15 protein-coding genes are annotated in these 16,390 nt (G+C 71.0%); 6 read left to right on the forward strand and 9 right to left on the reverse strand.

What is annotated here, in order from left to right; translation table 11 throughout:
• Nucleotides 1–18: 18 nt before the first annotated feature.
• The 3 genes from recA to ACRWK8_RS16680 all read left to right on the forward strand — a co-directional run bounded on the left by recA (nt 19) and on the right by ACRWK8_RS16680 (nt 2,550).
• The gene (gene recA, locus ACRWK8_RS16670; RefSeq protein ID WP_378737048.1) at nt 19–1,140 is read left to right on the forward strand and encodes a recombinase RecA; all 1,122 of its coding nucleotides are present in this window, start codon (nt 19–21) and stop codon (nt 1,138–1,140) included.
• Nucleotides 1,133–1,726, forward strand: a complete 594-nt coding sequence (locus ACRWK8_RS16675; protein WP_378737046.1) for a regulatory protein RecX — start codon at nt 1,133–1,135, stop codon at nt 1,724–1,726. The genes recA and ACRWK8_RS16675 overlap by 8 nt, the downstream gene beginning before the upstream one ends.
• Nucleotides 1,727–1,920: 194 nt before the next feature.
• A complete protein-coding gene (locus tag ACRWK8_RS16680; RefSeq protein WP_378737044.1) occupies nt 1,921–2,550 on the forward strand; it encodes a class I SAM-dependent methyltransferase in 630 nt (209 codons plus the stop codon).
• A 226-nt stretch (nt 2,551–2,776) separates the two neighbouring features.
• On the opposite strand, the gene ACRWK8_RS16685 is transcribed toward ACRWK8_RS16680, so the two are convergent.
• The 5 genes from ACRWK8_RS16685 to ACRWK8_RS16705 all read right to left on the reverse strand — a co-directional run bounded on the left by ACRWK8_RS16685 (nt 2,777) and on the right by ACRWK8_RS16705 (nt 8,695).
• A complete protein-coding gene (locus ACRWK8_RS16685) occupies nt 2,777–4,864 on the reverse strand; it encodes a S9 family peptidase (RefSeq protein ID WP_378737041.1) in 2,088 nt (695 codons plus the stop codon).
• A gap of 230 nt (nt 4,865–5,094) precedes the next feature.
• Nucleotides 5,095–6,282, reverse strand: coding sequence for an amino acid ABC transporter permease (locus ACRWK8_RS16690; protein WP_431871359.1), 1,188 nt, complete (start codon nt 6,280–6,282; stop codon nt 5,095–5,097).
• Nucleotides 6,279–6,953 carry an amino acid ABC transporter permease gene (locus ACRWK8_RS16695; RefSeq protein ID WP_378737037.1) on the reverse strand — a complete coding sequence of 225 codons (675 nt, stop codon included), beginning with the start codon at nt 6,951–6,953 and terminating at the stop codon, nt 6,279–6,281. The genes ACRWK8_RS16690 and ACRWK8_RS16695 overlap by 4 nt, the downstream gene beginning before the upstream one ends.
• Before the next feature lie 79 nt (nt 6,954–7,032).
• Nucleotides 7,033–7,884: a glutamate ABC transporter substrate-binding protein gene (locus tag ACRWK8_RS16700; protein WP_378737035.1), complete on the reverse strand. Its 852-nt coding sequence runs from the start codon at nt 7,882–7,884 to the stop codon at nt 7,033–7,035.
• Between the two features lie 67 nt (nt 7,885–7,951).
• Nucleotides 7,952–8,695: an amino acid ABC transporter ATP-binding protein gene (locus ACRWK8_RS16705; protein ID WP_378737033.1), complete on the reverse strand. Its 744-nt coding sequence runs from the start codon at nt 8,693–8,695 to the stop codon at nt 7,952–7,954.
• A 559-nt stretch (nt 8,696–9,254) separates the two neighbouring features.
• On the opposite strand from ACRWK8_RS16705, the gene miaB reads away from it, so the two are divergent.
• Entirely contained in the window at nt 9,255–10,721 is a 1,467-nt protein-coding gene (miaB, locus tag ACRWK8_RS16710; protein ID WP_431871399.1) for a tRNA (N6-isopentenyl adenosine(37)-C2)-methylthiotransferase MiaB, read from the forward strand.
• A 63-nt stretch (nt 10,722–10,784) separates the two neighbouring features.
• Here the strand turns inward: miaB and ACRWK8_RS16715 are convergent, their stop codons facing one another.
• Both ACRWK8_RS16715 and ACRWK8_RS16720 read right to left on the reverse strand, forming a co-directional pair.
• Nucleotides 10,785–12,083, reverse strand: coding sequence for a cytochrome P450 family protein (locus tag ACRWK8_RS16715; protein WP_431871362.1), 1,299 nt, complete (start codon nt 12,081–12,083; stop codon nt 10,785–10,787).
• A gap of 19 nt (nt 12,084–12,102) precedes the next feature.
• A complete protein-coding gene (locus tag ACRWK8_RS16720; protein ID WP_431871364.1) occupies nt 12,103–12,858 on the reverse strand; it encodes a TetR/AcrR family transcriptional regulator in 756 nt (251 codons plus the stop codon).
• Nucleotides 12,859–13,102: 244 nt separating this feature from the next.
• On the opposite strand from ACRWK8_RS16720, the gene ACRWK8_RS16725 reads away from it, so the two are divergent.
• Entirely contained in the window at nt 13,103–13,783 is a 681-nt protein-coding gene (locus ACRWK8_RS16725; protein WP_431871366.1) for a class III extradiol dioxygenase subunit B-like domain-containing protein, read from the forward strand.
• 12 nt (nt 13,784–13,795) lie between these two features.
• Here ACRWK8_RS16725 and miaA read toward each other — a convergent pair whose 3' ends face one another.
• Nucleotides 13,796–14,788 (reverse strand): tRNA (adenosine(37)-N6)-dimethylallyltransferase MiaA, encoded by a 993-nt coding sequence (gene miaA, locus ACRWK8_RS16730; RefSeq protein WP_378737025.1) that lies wholly within the window; start codon nt 14,786–14,788, stop codon nt 13,796–13,798.
• Nucleotides 14,789–14,898: 110 nt separating this feature from the next.
• Between miaA and dapF the strand changes: the two genes are divergently transcribed.
• Nucleotides 14,899–15,723, forward strand: a complete 825-nt coding sequence (gene dapF, locus ACRWK8_RS16735; protein WP_378737023.1) for a diaminopimelate epimerase — start codon at nt 14,899–14,901, stop codon at nt 15,721–15,723.
• Between the two features lie 17 nt (nt 15,724–15,740).
• Here dapF and ACRWK8_RS16740 read toward each other — a convergent pair whose 3' ends face one another.
• Nucleotides 15,741–16,379 carry an ABC transporter ATP-binding protein gene (locus ACRWK8_RS16740; protein WP_431871368.1) on the reverse strand — a complete coding sequence of 213 codons (639 nt, stop codon included), beginning with the start codon at nt 16,377–16,379 and terminating at the stop codon, nt 15,741–15,743.
• Nucleotides 16,380–16,390 lie beyond the last annotated feature (11 nt).

A 16,390-nucleotide genomic window follows, 5' to 3' on the forward strand; every position in this document is an offset into this window, starting at 1 on the left:
ACCCAACAGGGGAATCCCGTGGCATCTGGAGACCGAGACAAGGCTCTCGAAACAGCGCTCGCGCAGATCGAGCGGCAGTTCGGCAAGGGCTCCGTCATGCGCTTGGGGGACGACGACCGTCCGCCGATCGAGGCGATCCCCACCGGCGCCATCGCGCTGGACGTCGCCCTGGGTATCGGCGGCCTGCCCAAGGGCCGGGTCGTCGAGGTCTACGGCCCCGAGTCCAGCGGTAAGACCACCGTCGCGCTGCACGCGGTGGCCAGCGCCCAGAAGATGGGCGGCATCGCCGCCTTCGTCGACGCCGAGCACGCGCTCGACCCCGAGTACGCCAAGAAGATCGGCGTCGACACCGACAACCTCCTCCTCTCCCAGCCGGACACCGGTGAGCAGGCGCTGGAGATCGTCGACATGCTCATCCGCTCCGGCGCCGTCTCGATCATCGTGATCGACTCCGTGGCGGCCCTGGTGCCCCGCGCCGAGATCGAGGGCGAGATGGGCGACAGCCACGTCGGCCTCCAGGCCCGGCTCATGTCCCAGGCGCTGCGCAAGATCGCCGGTGCCCTGCACTCCACCGGCACCACCGCGATCTTCATCAACCAGCTCCGCGAGAAGGTCGGCGTCATGTTCGGCTCGCCGGAGACCACCACCGGTGGCAAGGCGCTGAAGTTCTACGCCTCGGTCCGCCTGGACGTGCGTCGCATCGAGACGCTCAAGGACGGCACCGACGCGGTCGGCAACCGCACCCGCGTCAAGGTCGTCAAGAACAAGGTCGCGCCGCCCTTCAAGCAGGCCGAGTTCGACATCCTCTACGGTGTCGGCGTCTCCCGTGAGGGCAGCCTCATCGACCTGGGCGTGGAGCACGCCATCGTGCGCAAGTCCGGTGCCTGGTACACCTACGACGGCACCCAGCTCGGGCAGGGCAAGGAGAACGCCCGCAACTTCCTGCGCGAGAACGTGGACGTGGCCAAGGAGATCGAGAAGAAGATCAAGGAGAAGCTGGGCATCCCCGGACAGGGTGACGACAGCGCCTCCGGCCCCGCGGAGCCCGCCAAGACCGACCCGGTCAAGGTCGAGGAGCCCAAGGCGCCCGCCAAGCGGGCCGCCGCCAAGACCACCAAGGCCGCCGCCCCGGATGCGTGAGGGGCGCCGGTCAGCCGACCGCGCCGGAGCGGCCGAGGCCGACCCGGTGAGCGCCGACGAGGAGGCCGCTCCGGGCGGGAGACCCGGAGCGGACCTCGAGAACAAGGCCAGGAACCTGGTCCTGAGGATGCTCACCCACTCCCCGCGCACCCGTGCCCAGCTGGAACGCTCCCTGCACCGCAGGGAGTACCCGGACGAGGTGGTGGAACAGGTCCTCAACGGCCTCGACGAGGCCGGGCTGATCGACGACGCCGCCTTCGCCCAGGCCTGGGTCTCCTCCCGGCAGCACGGCAGACACCTGTCCCGCCGGGCCCTGACCCAGGAACTGCGCACCCGGGGAGTGGAGGAGGAGACCGTCCGTGAGGCGGTCTCCGAGGTCAGCGACGAGGACGAGCAGGAGGCGGCCCGCGCCCTGGCCCGCAAGAGCCTGCGCGGAAGTCGTGGCAAGGACAAGGAGTCCCGGATCCGCCGCGCCCTGGGTGTCCTGGGTCGCAAGGGCTACCCGGGCGGTCTGTCCTACCGCATCGTGCGCGAGGAGATGGAACAGGAAGGCCTGGAGGCCGACCTGGACCACCCCGACCTCTAGCCGCCCGCTCGGGGGTGCGCTCATCCGTGCGACGTGGGTTCCGGCGGGTGATCACGCCGTGCCGGCCGCCCTCGGGCGCACCGGTCCCCACGGGACGCGGGTCGGAACGGCCCCGGTCGCCGTGAGCGTGGGCGGGGGCGGGGAGCGACGGCCCGCGCGACGCGGGCCACGCGCGGATGCTAGCTTCCCTTCCCATGACGGAGCACCAGGACCGGACCAGGGCGGCCTACGACGGGGTCGTCGAACTGTACGCGTCGTTGTTCGCCGGTCGGCTGGAGACCCAACCGTTCGCGCGGAACATGATCGGCACCTTCGCCGAGCTGGTGCGCGGGACGGGGAACCCACGGGCGGCCGATGTCGGCTGCGGTCCCGGGCATCTGACGGCCATGCTGGACGACCTGGGGTTGGACGCCTTCGGCCTGGACCTCTCCCCGGCCATGGTCGAGCACGCGCGGCGGGCGTACCCGTCCCTGCGGTTCGACGAGGCGCGGATGGAGGCGCTGCCGGTCGAGGACGGCGCGCTCGGCGGCGTGCTGGCCCACTACTCGATGATCCACACCCCGCCCGAGGAGCTGCCCGCGCTTCTGGCCGAGCAGGCGCGCGTCCTGACCACAGGGGGACTGCTGCTGGTCTCGTTCTTCGCCACGGACGGGCCGGAGACGATCCGCTTCGACCACAGGGTGGCACCCGCCCACAGCTGGCCCGCGGACCGGCTCGCCGGGCTGCTGACCGGGGCCGGGTTCACCGTGGTGGCCCGACTGCTCCACGATCCGGCCTCCGAACGCGGCTTCCTCGACGCCCACCTCCTCGCCCGCCTCGGCTAGGGCGTGCCTGTGCGGGTGCCTTCGCCGGTGGTGGTGGGGCCGCCGTCGTGTGCGCTGGACGCGGGCTCGCACAGCGGGGCCCGACCGGGTCTGGCCGTCCGGGCCTCATCGGCGCGGCGAGAGGCAGCGTGGCGACGCGAGCGCCGCGGAACGATCCGGGAAACACGCCCCAGAGCCCGTCCCAGCGCGCCTCACTCGGCCCGCCCCGACCGGGGCCGCACGGCGATCAGGACGGTTCCGTGGCTTCCCGGATCACGGGCTCACCGGTCACGGCGGTCACACCGGCCTCCGGGGTCACCTCGGGCAGCTGCTCCACGACGGGGAGATCGTCCTCCGGCTCCTCGCGCGGCGCGGGAGGATCGGTGGTGAGCTCCAACGGGGCCACGTCCGGCGTGAAACCGAAGACCCCCGCGTAGAAGGCCAGCTCAGCCTCCAGGGTGCGAACGCGCGCGGCCTCGGACCGGAAGCCGTGCGCCTCACCCTCGAACTCCAGCAGCGCGTACGGCACCTCCCGCCTGCTGAGCCCCGTGGCCATGCGGGTCGCCTGGTCCGGGGTGACCACCCGGTCCTCCAGACCCTGGAAGAGCAGTACGGGGGCCGTGATCTCACCGATCCGGTTGATCGGTGACCGCTCCCGGTAGGTTTCCACGAACCCCGGCAGGGTGCCCACCAGCGTGTCCGTGAAGCGGGACTCGAAGTCGTGGGTGGACTTGACCAGCCCCAGCAGGTCCGTGACACCGAAGTACGACACCCCGCAGGCGAAGGTGTCACCGGTCAGGGCGAGCAGGGCCGTGAGTCCGCCCGCGCTCGGGCCCCGGATGGCCAGACGCTCGGGGTCGGCCAGCCCCTGCTCCACCAGGGCTCGGGCGGCGGCGGTGCAGTCCTCGACGTCCACCGCGCCCCACTGCTTGTGCAGGCGCTTGCGGTAGGAGCGCCCGTAGCCCGTCGAACCGCCGTAGTCCACGTCCACGACGCCGATCCCACGGCTGGTGAAGTAGGCCTTGACCAGGTCCAGCGAGCGCGAGGCCTGCCCCACCGGGCCGCCGTGCGCCCACACCACGTAGGGGGCCGGACCCTCCGAGGAGACCTCGGGGTTGGTGGGCGGGTACACGTTGGCGTGCACCGTCGCCCCGTAGCGGCCGGGGAGCGTCTCCGTGCGGGGAACGGGCAGGTACGCGGGGTCCACCGGCACGTCGGAGCCCACGAGGACCTCCACCGTGCGGCGGTCCGGGTCCAGCCGCACCAGGCACGGGGCGGTGTCCGCCGAGGCGGCGAGGGCCACCACGCTGGTCCCGTCGGAGTCCAGGTGCGACCACGCGGTCAGGTCGGTGCCGACCGGTTCCAGGTCGAGGGTGTCCGGGTCGTACACGCTCGGCCGCATCGCGGTGTCACCGTGCAGGGTCACGATCCGACCGTCGTCCAGCAGTCGGAAGCAGCGCTCGCCCAGGCGCCACGGCGGGGAGTGGAACTCCTCCTCGGCCGGGTACAGCGCGATGGCCTGGCCCTTCAGACCCGCCTGGTAGAGGTTCCAGAAGCCCGGCCAGTCCGAGGCCACGTACAGTGTGGAGTCGTCCGCCCAGACGGGGGCGAGCACGGACTCGTCCACGCCGCCCTTGAGCGTGTACTCCCCGAGCAGCCCGTTCTCGGTGAGCTCGCCCACCCGCAGCTCGGTGCCGTCCCAGGGCATCCTCGGATGGTTCCACCGTACGTAGGCGAGGTGGGTGCCGTCCGGTGAGACGGTGGGGGAGGCGTAGAAGTGCGCGCCGGAGACCAGCTCGCGGATCGCGGACGGGTCGTGCCCGCCCCGCCCCGAGAGCGGCACCGCGACGATGGAACGGCGCACGCCGCCGTCGACGTGCTGCTCCCGCACACACAGCAGCTGCCGGCCGTCGGCGCCCAGCGCCGGGTCGGCGTAGCGCAGGGCCCCGGGCGCCTCGGGTTCGGGTGTCAGCGGGACCGGGTCCTTCGCACCGCGTTCGAGCAGGTAGAGGCGCTGGTCCTCGGCGTTGGCGAAGACCACGCCCACCCGGGCGATGGCCTTGTCGTCACGGCGGGGGACCGGCAGGTGGGAGCGGCCGCCGTACTCGTGCACCCTCGTGCCCACGCTCCACGGGGCGGGGAGCAGGTCGCGCACGGTGCCGTCCGCGTCCCGGCGCACGAGCGTGGTGCGCCCCTCCTCCCCTGGTCGGTACTCCTCCCACCAGACCTCCTCGCCCAGGACGGAGGGGTACGCCATCTGGCGCACTCCTCGGGCGACGTCACCGGCACTGATGGGTGATGGCCAGGAGCCGTGGGGGCTCGACAGTTCAGACATGTCCCGCTCAGGATGGGTCGTGGGTGTGATCAGATGACATGTCGACCTTAGTGCTCCATGGCCTTCGTGTGCAGTCCCGGTGGGGCCACCTGTGGACGGTGGGGCGCGGTGGGGGTCGGTGGGAGACCCCGTCGCCGCCCCCGTGCGTCCACGGGCCCACGACGACGGCCCCGCGGAACGCACTCGGGGGTGCGTCCACGGGGCCGTCGCGGGGTGCTCTGGGGGCTCGGTTACGAGCTCGAACCCCCGTCGCCGCCGGAGCCTCCGCCGGAGCCTCCGCCGGAACCGGAGTCCCCACCGGAGCCCGAGCCCCCGTCAGGAGCGGAACCGCCCTCGCCTGGCTCGGGACGCGGCTCGGACTCGGGCTCGGGACGCGACTCGTCCCGCTCGGAGCCCTCCTCGGTCTCGACCACGACGACGTCGCCACGGGGCTGGGCCGCCGCCCCGCCGGGCTGACCGCTCGGTGCGGCGGTCGGGCCGGTCACGTCGGTGGGCGCGCCGCCCGCCGCCGTCGCCTTGGCGGAGGGCCGGCCCCGTCGGGCGTTGCGGCGCTCCAGCCAGATCGCGAACCGGCTGAGCGACAGGTTGATGATGATGTAGATGACCGCGCAGATGATCGCCGCGGGGATCACGTTGCTCTCCCGGGTGGCGACCAGCGTGAAGCTGCGCAGGAGCTCCGGGAAGGCGATGATGTAACCCAGCGCGGAGTCCTTGAGCAGGACCACCAGCTGCGCCACGATCGCGGGCATCATCGAGGTGACGGCCTGCGGGATCAGGATCGTCCACATCGTCTGGGTCCGGCTCATACCGATGGACTGCGCGGCCTCGGCCTGCCCCTTCGGCACAGCGAGGATGCCCGCGCGGAACACCTCGGCCAGCACCGAACCGTTGTACAGCGTCAGGCCCGTGACCACCGCGACCAGCGCGGTCACCTGGAAGGTGCCCGTCGGGATGTCGAAGAGCTGCCAGGCGACGATGGGCAGCGCCATCGTGAAGAAGATCAGCATCAGCAGCGGGATGCCGCGGAAGAACTCCACGACGGCCCCGGACGGGATGCGGATCCACCAGCGCTCGGAGAGCCGTCCGATGCCGAAGACCAGGCCGAACAGCACCGCGAGCACCGACGCGGTCAGCGCCGCAGTCAGCGTGTTCTGGAGACCGGGGAGGACGTAGCCCGTCCACGTCTCCGGCCGCAGGAACGGTTCCCACTTCTCCGCGGCCCACTGCCCGGACGGATTGACCGCCCAGGTCTGCGCCGAGAAGAGGGGGGACTCGCGCTCGCTCAGGGTCCGGTTGAACCCCAGGTACAGCACGGCCAGACCGACCAGCCCGAGGGCCACGGTGACGATCGTGTAGAGGACGTTGCGCGCCCGGGCCCTGGGCCCCGGAGCGTCGAAGAGAACGGACTGCGCGCTCATCGGACCACCGCCACTCGCTTGGCGAGCCAGCCGAAGAAGTACCCCATCGGCAGGGTCAGGATCAGGAACCCGATCGCGAATCCGACGAAGGTCGGCAGGACCGGGGCGACGCCCTGGTCGAACATGAGCTTCATCTCCCGGGACGCCTCCTGGACGCCCAGCCCCGCGACGGAGGCGACGGTGGTGTTCTTGGTCAGCGCGATCAGCACGCTGCCCAGCGGGCCGACGACGGTGCGCAGCGCCTGCGGGATGACGATCAGCCGCAGGTTCTGGGTGAAGGTCAGGCCCAGGGAACGGGCCGCCTCGACCTGGCCCAGCGGGATGGTGTTGATACCGGCGCGCAGCGATTCGGACACGAAGCACGCGGTGTAGGCGGACAGTCCGATGACCGCCCACCAGAACACGTCCCAGGCCACGCTGTCGGCCAGGCTCAGCCCGAGGGCGCTGTTCAGGCCCAGTCCGCAGAAGAGCAGGACCAGGGTGAGGGGCGAGTTCCGGATGCCCTCGACGTAGGCGGTGGACAGACCGCGCAGCAGCGGGACGGGGGAGACCCGCATGGCGGTGAGCAGGACACCGAGGACGAACGAGAAGACGGCGCTGAACAGGGTGAGCCGGACGGTCCATGAGAAACCGTCGACGACTTTGTCGATGTTGCTGAGAAAGGCTTCCATAGGTCCCAGCCGGTCAAGGCTCGGAAGGTGGGGCCGGGCGGTCCCGACCCCACCTTCCGAACAAGGTCAGATGACGGTTTTAGGCGCAGGCCTCGAGCTCGGGGACGGACTCCTCGAAGGCGAAGTCGGTCTCACCGAAGGCGCTCTCCAGGTACTCGACGGCCGAACCGTCCTCCCACATCTTGGTGATGGCCGCGTTGACCTCCTCGCAGCGCTCGGTGGAGCCGGCGGGCAGGCCGACGCCGTACTTTTCCTCGCCGAACGGGTTGTTCACCAGCCGGTAGTCCTCGGGGTTCTGGGCGGCGAAGCCCGCGAGGATGGTGTTGTCGGTGGTGACGGCGTCGACGGTGCCGTTGCTGAGCAGCTCCAGGCACTCGGAGTAGTTGCCCGCCTCGCGCAGCTCGGCGTCGATCTCCATCTCCTCGGTGATGTTGTGCGCCGAGCGGGAGCCGGAGGCCGAGCACAGCACCTTGCCGCTGAGGTCCTCGGGGCTGTTGATGTCGGAGTTGTCGGCCTGGGTCAGGATGTCCTGCTTGGCGACGTAGTACGGACCGCCGAAGTCGACGACCTGGCGGCGCTCGTCGGTGATCGAGTAGGTCGCGAGGATCATGTCGACCGTGCCCTGCTGGAGGAAGGACTCACGGTTGGCGGAGGCCGCCTCGGTCCACTCGATCTGGTCGGGGGAGTACCCGAGCTCACCGGCGACGTAGGTGGCGACGTCGACGTCGAAACCGGCGGGGGTGCCGCCCTCGCTCAGGCCCAGGCCCGGCTGGTCGTACTTGACGCCGATGGTGATGGTGTCACCGTTGCCGCCACCGTCGCCGGAGCCGCCGTCACCCTCGCCGCCGACGTCGGCGGTGCCACAGGCGGACAGGGTCAGGGCGAGGACGGCGGCGCCGCCCAGGATGGTGTTGAAACGACGTGCTCGCATGTGGGGTACCTCTTCCTTGAGCGTGCGAAGAACGCGAAGATCTGGGGGAGCCCGAAGGCTCGGAAACCTAGTGGGTCAGGATCTTCGACAGGAAGTCCTGGGCCCGCTCCGACCGGGGGTTGGTGAAGAACTCGTCGGGGGTGTTCTCCTCGACGATCTGGCCGTCGGCCATGAAGACGACCCGGTTGGCGGCACGGCGGGCGAAGCCCATCTCGTGCGTGACCACGACCATGGTCATGCCCTCGCTGGCGAGGTCGGTCATGACGTCGAGGACCTCCTGGACCATCTCGGGGTCCAGAGCGGAGGTCGGCTCGTCGAAGAGGATCACCTTCGGGTTCATCGCCAGCGCGCGGGCGATGGCCACGCGCTGCTGCTGACCACCGGAGAGCTGGGCGGGGTACTTGTGTGCCTGGTTGCCGATCCGCACCCGGTCGAGGAGCTCCATGCCACGGGCCTCGGCGTCGGCCTTGGACTGGCGGAGCACCTTCATCGGGCCGAGCGTGACGTTCTGGAGCACGGTCTTGTGCGCGAACAGGTTGAACGACTGGAACACCATGCCGACGTCGCTGCGCAGCTTGGCCAGGCCGCGGCCCTCGGCGGGCAGGGGCTGACCGTCCAGGGAGATGACACCGGAGTCGATCGTCTCGAGCCGGTTCATGGTGCGGCAGAGCGTCGACTTGCCGGACCCGGACGGGCCGATGACGACTACCACCTCGCCGGAGTTAACCGTCAGATCGATGTCGCGGAGCACGTGCAGGTCGCCGAAGTGCTTGTTGACGTTCTCCAGCACGACGAGAGGAGTTGAAGTCATGCATCGGAACCTAATGGGTCCAAGTTGCCGTGTCATCACGAAAACGCTGCTTGACCCAGGAGTAGCTGACTTGTTACGGCGTGATCGGCAAAACCGTTATCGATTTCGTTGTGTAGGACGGATTCTGTCGCGCGGAGTGTCGGAGTCACTCTCCAGAGTTTCCGGTGGTGGCTCTCCGTGACGGCGTCGGAACTCCGAGCCGACCATGGTGGGCGCCGTCCCTCCAGGTCACGCGGGAGGTGTGGTGCCGGGTTCCGTAACAGGGATTGCGGGCGTGTTACGGAGCGTCCCTTTTCCCGGAAACTGGCTTTCCGCCTTAAGGAGGACTTCAGGAAGACGGGAGGAGGCTCGGGGAACGCCCTCGGAAACCACGCTCCCGATAACCGGCGGCTGGCCTGTCCCCAATGATCCGGGAGACCGAATCCGGTCCGGCGGAGCGCCCCGACCGGCGGTCCGGCCGACTCCGCCCCGAGGCTCCGGACCGGACTCCGCGCGAGCGTCCTGGAGGCCGCCGCGAAGCGGATAGCCTGGAACGGTGAGCCAGAGTCGTACCTACCAAGTGCGGACCTACGGCTGCCAGATGAACGTCCACGACTCCGAGCGCCTCTCCGGTCTGCTGGAGGACGCTGGGTACGCTCGCGCAGCTGAGGACACCACCGCAGACATCGTCGTCTTCAACACCTGTGCGGTCCGTGAGAACGCGGACAACCGCCTCTACGGCAACCTCGGTCACCTGCGCCCGGTCAAGGACGCCAACCCGGGGATGCAGATCGCCGTGGGCGGCTGCCTCGCCCAGAAGGACCGCGGGGAGATCGTGCGCCGCGCCCCCTGGGTGGACGTGGTGTTCGGAACCCACAACATCGGCTCCCTGCCCACGCTGTTGGAGCGCGCCCGCGTCCAACGCGAGGCGCAGGTCGAGATCGCTGAGGCGCTGGAGCACTTCCCGTCGACGCTCCCCAGCCGTCGCGAGTCCGCCTACGCGGCCTGGGTGTCGATCTCGGTCGGCTGCAACAACACCTGCACCTTCTGCATCGTGCCCGCGCTGCGCGGCAAGGAGAAGGACCGGCGCCCCGGAGACGTGCTCGCCGAGGTCCGCGCCCTGGTCGACGAGGGCGTCACCGAGGTGACACTGCTCGGCCAGAACGTCAACGCCTACGGCAGCGAGTTCGGGGACCGGCAGGCCTTCTCCAAGCTGCTGCGCGCCTGCGGTGAGATCGAGGGGCTGGAGCGGGTCCGCTTCACCTCCCCGCACCCGCGCGACTTCACCGACGACGTCATCGAGGCCATGGCCGAGACGCCCAACGTGATGCCGCAGTTGCACATGCCGTTGCAGTCCGGGTCCAGCAGGGTCCTCAAGGACATGCGCCGCTCCTACCGCCAGGAGCGCTTCCTCGGCATCGTGGAGAAGGTGCGCGCGGCGATGCCCCGGGCCGCCATCACCACGGACATCATCGTGGGCTTCCCCGGTGAGACCGAGGAGGACTTCGAGCAGACCCTGCACGTGGTCCGGGAGTCCCGGTTCGCCATGGCGTTCACCTTCCAGTACTCCAAGCGCCCCGGCACCCCGGCCGCCACCATGGACGGCCAGATCCCGCCCGAGGTCGTCAAGGAGCGCTACCAGCGGCTCGTCGAGCTCCAGGACCAGATCTCCTGGGAGGAGAACCAGAAGCTGGTCGGCCGCGAGGTCGAGCTGATGGTCTCCGAGGGCGAGGGCAAGAAGGACGGCGCGCATCGGCGCCTGTCCGGCCGCGCCCCCGACAACCGTCTCGTGCACTTCGCCGTGGGCGACGCCGAGGAACCCCGCCCGGGCGACATGGTCACCGTCGAGGTCACCTACGCCGCCCCGCACCACCTGGTCGCGGACTCCGGCGTCAGGAACCTGCGCCGCACCCGCGCCGGTGACGCCTGGGACGCCCGCCAGGGCAGGCCCGTCCAGGTCACCAAGCCGGACGTGCTGCTGGGCATGCCGAAGATCGGTGTTCCGGACGAGCAGCCCGCCCCCGCTGGCGGCTGCTGCGACGCCTGACCCGTACGCCTCCGAGACCCCCGACGCACACGCGCCGGGGGCCTCGTGCCGTCCGGGCGCGGCTCACACCTCGGCTGGCCGGAGCCGGATCGGCAGTTCCCTCAGGCGCAGCGTCCCCGGGACGGCGTCGGACACCGGCGGGCGGCCGGGCACCAGGGACAGCTCGGGGTAGGTCGTGAGCAGGGAGCCGAACGCGACCTCCCCCTCCTGGCGAGCCAGGGCCGCGCCCAGGCAGTAGTGCGCGCCGTGCCCGAAGGCCACGTGGGCCTCGCCGGGCCTGCCCTGCTGTCGGGTGACGTCGAACCGGTGCGGTTCGGAGTGGACCTCCGGGTCGTGGTTGGCCCCGGAGATCAGCGCCACCGCCCGCTGCCCGGCGGGCACCACCCCACGTTCGAGCCGGACCTCCTCCGTGGCGTACCGGGCCTTGGCCGAGACGGCGGTCCCGCCGACGCGGAGCATCTCGTGGACGGCGGTCGGCAGCAGTCCGGGGTCGGACCTGAGGAGGGCGAGCTGGTCCGGGTGTTCCAGGAGCGCGCGGGTACCGTTGCCCAGCAGGTGGGCGGTGGTCTCGTGACCGGCGATGACCAGGGTGAACACCAGTGTCACCAGTTCGCTCTGGGAGAGTCGGCCGCCGTCCTCGTCCCGGGCGCGCACGAGGGCGTCGAGCAGGTCCCCGCGCGGGTGTTCCCGGCGTTCGGTGATCATCGCCTCGACGTGGTCGATCATCGCGCCGAGGGCCTCGTTCATCACCTCCGGCCGGGCGGGGTCGAACTGGGCCAGCTGGTGGCTCCAGGCGTGCCACCGGGCGCGGTCGGCCACGGGGACCCCCACCAGGTCGCAGATGACCGTGATGGGCAGCGGGTAGGCGAAGTGCTCGATCAGGTCGACCACCCCGTCCTCGTCCGCGTGGTCGGGGAGCGCCGCCAGAAGGTCGGCGCTGATCCGCTCGACGCTCGCCCGCATCTCGTTGACACGGCGCACGGTGAACGTGCGGGAGACGAGTTTGCGTAGGCGGGCGTGGTCGGAGCCGTCCTTGTCCAGCAGTGACTCCGTCAGGTAGGTGACGAGGTCGCGGCGGAGTCCCAGCGCCACCATGGCGTCCGACCGCCGTGTCGTCTCCAGCCCCTGGGGCACGTTCTCGGGGTCGACGACGAACCGCCGGTCGCTGAGGATGGTGCGCACGTCGGCGTCGTCGACGAAGGCCCGTGCGGGCTGACCGTCGAGGAAGACGACCGGGGCCGAACCGCCCGCGGCCCGGATCCGTTCGATCACCTCCAGCGGCCGTGCGGCGAAATCCTCGGCGCGCATGTTGATGGGTTCGGGGTCGCGGGAGTGGTCCGTGGCTGGTGCGGCGGTGGTCATGTGCCCCTCCTCGTGGGGTCTACGTGCTGCGCTTGACGCGTTTCTGTTCCTCGATCTCGCCGGTCAGGAGCCGGTCGAGTCCGGAGAAGAGGGTGATGGCCCCCGCCTGCACGGCCTCCATGGCGGTCGCGGTCACGTCCTGTTCCATGAGCAGGCGGATGCTGCGTGCGGCCAGGTCGGCCCGGGTGGTGCGGTCGGGAACGGGGTACCCCTGCTGGGCGAGCAGGGGTTCGGCGAGCAGGTGTCCGATGACGGTGGAGCTGTAGGCGTAGAACTGCTGTTCCGAGGGGAGCAGCGGGCTCAGCACCCCGTGCTCCTCCAACAGGTCCCAGTAGTCGCGCAGGACCTTCTGCCGGGCCTCCGCGAGGTCCTTGACCAGCTCGGGAAGGGTGCGGGAGAAGGACCTGAGCTCCTCGCTGCTGTTGTTGTAGAGCGCGTGGACGACGGGGGAGTCGAACTGGAGGAGGTAGATGTGGCGCGCGATCTCGCTGGGTCGGGCCGCCTCCGGGTCCTCGCGCATGAGCTCCAGGAGGCGACTGACGATGTCGTGCTGGGCGCGCATCACCACAGTGAGGAAGAGCCGTTCCTTCGTGGGGAAGTGCAGGTAGACGGTTCCCTTGCCGACCCCCGCCCGGCGGGCGACGTCGTCGATGGTGGTCTTGCGTTGACCCCAGGCCACGATCAGCTCCTCCGCGGCGTCGAGGATGCGGTCGGCCCGTAGCTCGCGTTCGGAGGCGGGCCGGTCCTGGGCGTTGTGGTCGGCGGACGGGGACACGTACGGCTCCTTCGGTACGGGGGCCGCCGGTGAGGGCACTCACCAGCCTTGACGCGAAGACCATATCCAGACCTCCCCTCCCGGACCGCATCCTTCTGACTCTGTGACTGGATTTCAAATCTGGTCACAGAGTCAAAGCTAGGCCAGATCGCACCCCGGGACAAGCCCCCGTCGAGGGAAACCGAGGATGCGAGTCGAAGGGGATCGCCCGAACCGGAGCGGACGGGACGATAGCCTCGCCCCTGTGTTGATCGCCGCCGCCGTGTGCCCGCATCCGCCCGTGCTCTTCCCCGAGGTCGCCCGGGGGGCGGCGCCGGACCTCGACGGTCTGCGCGCCGCGTGCGACCGCGCCGTCGCTGGGCTCGGCAGGGCCGGGGCCGACCGTCTCGTCGTGGTGGGCCGGGGCCCGCGTGAGCACCTGTTCGGGTCCGAGACCGGTGGAGACCTCGCCGACTTCGGAGTCGTCCTGCGCGTGGGACCGGAACCGGCCGTTCTGGACCTGGCGGCCACGACCGGCCGCTGGCTGGCCGAGCGCGGCGGCCTGACCCCGGACGGCTACCTGGAGGTCTCCTCCGGGACCACCCCGGAACGCGCGGCGGGGCTCGGCGCGGAACTCGCGGGGTCGGCGGACCGGGTCGCGCTCCTGGTCATGGGGGACGGAAGCGCGCGCAGGACCGAACACTCACCGGGGTACGTGGACGCGCGGGCCGTCCCCCACGACGACGCCGTCGCCGAGGCCCTGGGGGCGGCGGACACCGCGTTCCTCGCCAGGCTCGACCCCCAGCTGGCCCTCGAACTCATGGTGGCCGGGCGCCCCGCCTGGCAGGTCCTGGCCGGGGCCGCCCGGGAGGGCGCCCTCACCGGGGACCTGCTCGCCTACGAGGCGCCCTACGGCGTGGGGTACTTCGTGGCCGCCTGGGCGTGAGCCCGGGGGCGCTCAGCGCTGCGGGTTCGGCAGCAGCGTCGCGACGTCCACCAGGGCCTCGCCCGGCTCCTCGGTACGCCCCGACAGCGCCGACTCCACCTGGGTCATCGCCCGCTCCAGCAGGTTCGGGGCGTCGTAGGGGAGCCAGTCCACCCGGGGGTCACGGCGGAACCACGACTCCTGGCGACGGGCGAACCGGCGCGTGGCCTGTGCGGTCTGCTCCTTGGCCTCGGTCTCGGTGATCTCACCGTCCAGCTGGGCGAGCGCCTGCGCGTAGCCGAGGGCCTTGGACGCGGTGCGCCCCTCGCGCAGGCCCTGCTTGTCCAGGCGACGGACCTCCTCCAGCAGACCCTGGTCCCACATGCGCTCGACCCGCAGGTCGATGCGCTCGTCGAGTTCCGGGCGCGGGGCGGTCAACCCGAGCTGCACACACGGGTAGAAGGAGGTGTGGTCGGGCAGGTTGGCGGTGAACGGGCGCCCGGTCAGCTCGATGACCTCCAGGGCACGGACGATCCGCCGTCCGTTGCCGGGCAGGATGGTGCGGGCGGCCTCGGGGTCGGACTCGGCCAGCCGGGCGTGCATCAGTCCGGGGCCGACGTCGGCCAGCTCGTTCTCCAGCCGGGCCCGCACCCGGGGGTCGGTGCCCGGGAACTCCATGTGGTCCAGGACCGCGCGCACGTACAGCCCGGAACCGCCCACCAGAACGGGGATGACGTCCCGGTCGGCGCAGTCGTCCACCCGTTCCCGCGCGAGGGTCTGGTAGGTGGCGACGTCGGCGGGTTCCCGCACGTCCCAGAGGTCCAGCAGGTGGTGCGGCACGCCCCGGCGCTCGCCCACGGGGAGCTTGGCGGTACCGATGTCCATGCCCCGGTAGAGCTGCATGGAGTCGGCGTTGATCACCTCACCCCGGCGCCCGGTGCGTTCCTCCAACCACTCCGCCAGATCGACGGCCAGGTCCGACTTGCCCACAGCGGTCGGGCCCACGACCGCGATCACCTTGATCATCCCTCCAGCGTAACCACGTCCGGCCCGCTCCGGGGCCGGAGCGGGTGAGAGATCGGTGGGAGTTCGACGGGACCTCGGCCCGTTCGATGACCTGGGCGCGCGCGTCTAGGATGGCCAGCATGCGATTCGCCAAGGGCCACGGAACCGAGAACGACTTCGTGATCCTCCCCGACCCGGACGGGGAGCTCCAGCTCACGGAGGAGACCGTACGTTCGCTGTGCGACCGACGGGCCGGTATCGGGGGTGACGGTGTCCTCCGGGTGGTGCGCACGAACGCCCTGGGCGAGACGCTCGCCCCGGCCGCCCGCACCGCCGAGCGGACCGCGTGGTTCATGGACTACCGCAACTCCGACGGCAGCGTCGCGGAGATGTGCGGCAACGGGGTGCGGGTCTTCGCGCACTACCTGCGGCACGCCGGTCTCGTCTCGGAGGACCGGTTCGAGGTCGGCACCCGTGACGGCGCCAAGGGCGTCGTGATCGAGTCCGACGGCGACGTCACCGTGGACATGGGCCGGGTGGAGCGCCTGGGCACCTCCTCGGCCAAGCTCGCCCGACAGGTCGTGCACGGCGCCCGCATCTCGGTGGGCAACCCGCACCTCGCCTGCGAGGTCGACGCTCCGGTGGCCGGGATCGACCTGACCGCACTGCCGGTGCTCGACACCGAGGCCTTCCCCCAGGGAGCCAACGTCGAGGTGTACTCCGAGGTCGGCCCCGGCGTGCTGGAGATGCGCGTGTACGAGCGGGGTTCCGGCGAGACCCGCTCCTGCGGCACCGGGATCGTGGCGGCGGCCGCCGCGGCCACCCCCGAGGGGGAGGACGCCACGTGGCGCGTACGGGTTCCCGGCGGTGAGTGCACGGTCCACGTGGACGCCTCCGGCGCCCGCCTGAGCGGCCCCGCCGTGATCGTCGCCGAGGGCGAGACCCTCCTGATCTGACGGGACCGCCCGGCGGTTCAGCGCGGGGAGAGCACGTTCCGCGCCGCCACGTCGAAGGCGGTGTCGCAGGCGTCGCGGACGGCGTCGTCGTGCGTGGCGATGACGACCGCGCAGCCCTCCCCGCTCATCTGACGCAGGACGTCCACCACCATCGCCCCGTTGCCCCCGTCCAGGGCCCCGGTGGGCTCGTCCGCGAGCACCAGGGACGGCCTCTTGACCATGAGCCGGGCCAGGGCCACGCGTTGCTGCTCTCCGCCGGACAGGTGGTGCGCCTTCTCCCTCTCCCGACCGGCCAGGCCGACCCTTTCGAGGGCCGTCGCGTGGTCGGCACGGGCGCCGCGCCGCAGGGCCACGTCGAGGTTGGCCCGCACCGTGGCGTTCTCGATCAGGGCGTAGTTCTGGAACAGGTAGCCGAGGTGGTCGCGACGGAACCGGCGTTGGCGGCCGGGCCCCCATCGGGTGACGTCGGCGCCCTCGAACAGGATCTGCCCGGAGGTGGGCCGCTCCAGCAGCCCCATGCAGTTGAGCAGGGTGGTCTTGCCCGAGCCGCTCGCGCCGACCAGGGCGAGCATGCGGCCCGGCCGCACGGTGAGGTCCAGGCCCTCCCACAGGACACGGGAGCCAAAGGACTTGCTGAGGTGCTGCACGGTGATCATGGATCTCCTCG

Origin of the sequence: Nocardiopsis eucommiae (genome assembly GCF_965344335.1) — a bacterium.
GTDB classification, from domain to species: domain Bacteria; phylum Actinomycetota; class Actinomycetes; order Streptosporangiales; family Streptosporangiaceae; genus Nocardiopsis; species Nocardiopsis eucommiae.

Coding starts and splice junctions, on each gene's coding strand:
- ACRWK8_RS16690 (WP_431871359.1), bottom strand. CDS start 6,282: ATGAGCGCGCAGTCCGTTCTCTTCGACGCTCCGGGGCCCAGGGCCCGG.
- miaA (WP_378737025.1), bottom strand. CDS start 14,788: ATGATCAAGGTGATCGCGGTCGTGGGCCCGACCGCTGTGGGCAAGTCG.
- ACRWK8_RS16715 (WP_431871362.1), bottom strand. CDS start 12,083: ATGACCACCGCCGCACCAGCCACGGACCACTCCCGCGACCCCGAACCC.
- dapF (WP_378737023.1), top strand. CDS start 14,899: ATGGCCAGCATGCGATTCGCCAAGGGCCACGGAACCGAGAACGACTTC.
- ACRWK8_RS16740 (WP_431871368.1), bottom strand. CDS start 16,379: ATGATCACCGTGCAGCACCTCAGCAAGTCCTTTGGCTCCCGTGTCCTG.
- ACRWK8_RS16700 (WP_378737035.1), bottom strand. CDS start 7,884: ATGCGAGCACGTCGTTTCAACACCATCCTGGGCGGCGCCGCCGTCCTC.
- ACRWK8_RS16695 (WP_378737037.1), bottom strand. CDS start 6,953: ATGGAAGCCTTTCTCAGCAACATCGACAAAGTCGTCGACGGTTTCTCA.
- ACRWK8_RS16705 (WP_378737033.1), bottom strand. CDS start 8,695: ATGACTTCAACTCCTCTCGTCGTGCTGGAGAACGTCAACAAGCACTTC.
- ACRWK8_RS16685 (WP_378737041.1), bottom strand. CDS start 4,864: ATGTCTGAACTGTCGAGCCCCCACGGCTCCTGGCCATCACCCATCAGT.
- ACRWK8_RS16680 (WP_378737044.1), top strand. CDS start 1,921: ATGACGGAGCACCAGGACCGGACCAGGGCGGCCTACGACGGGGTCGTC.
- ACRWK8_RS16675 (WP_378737046.1), top strand. CDS start 1,133: ATGCGTGAGGGGCGCCGGTCAGCCGACCGCGCCGGAGCGGCCGAGGCC.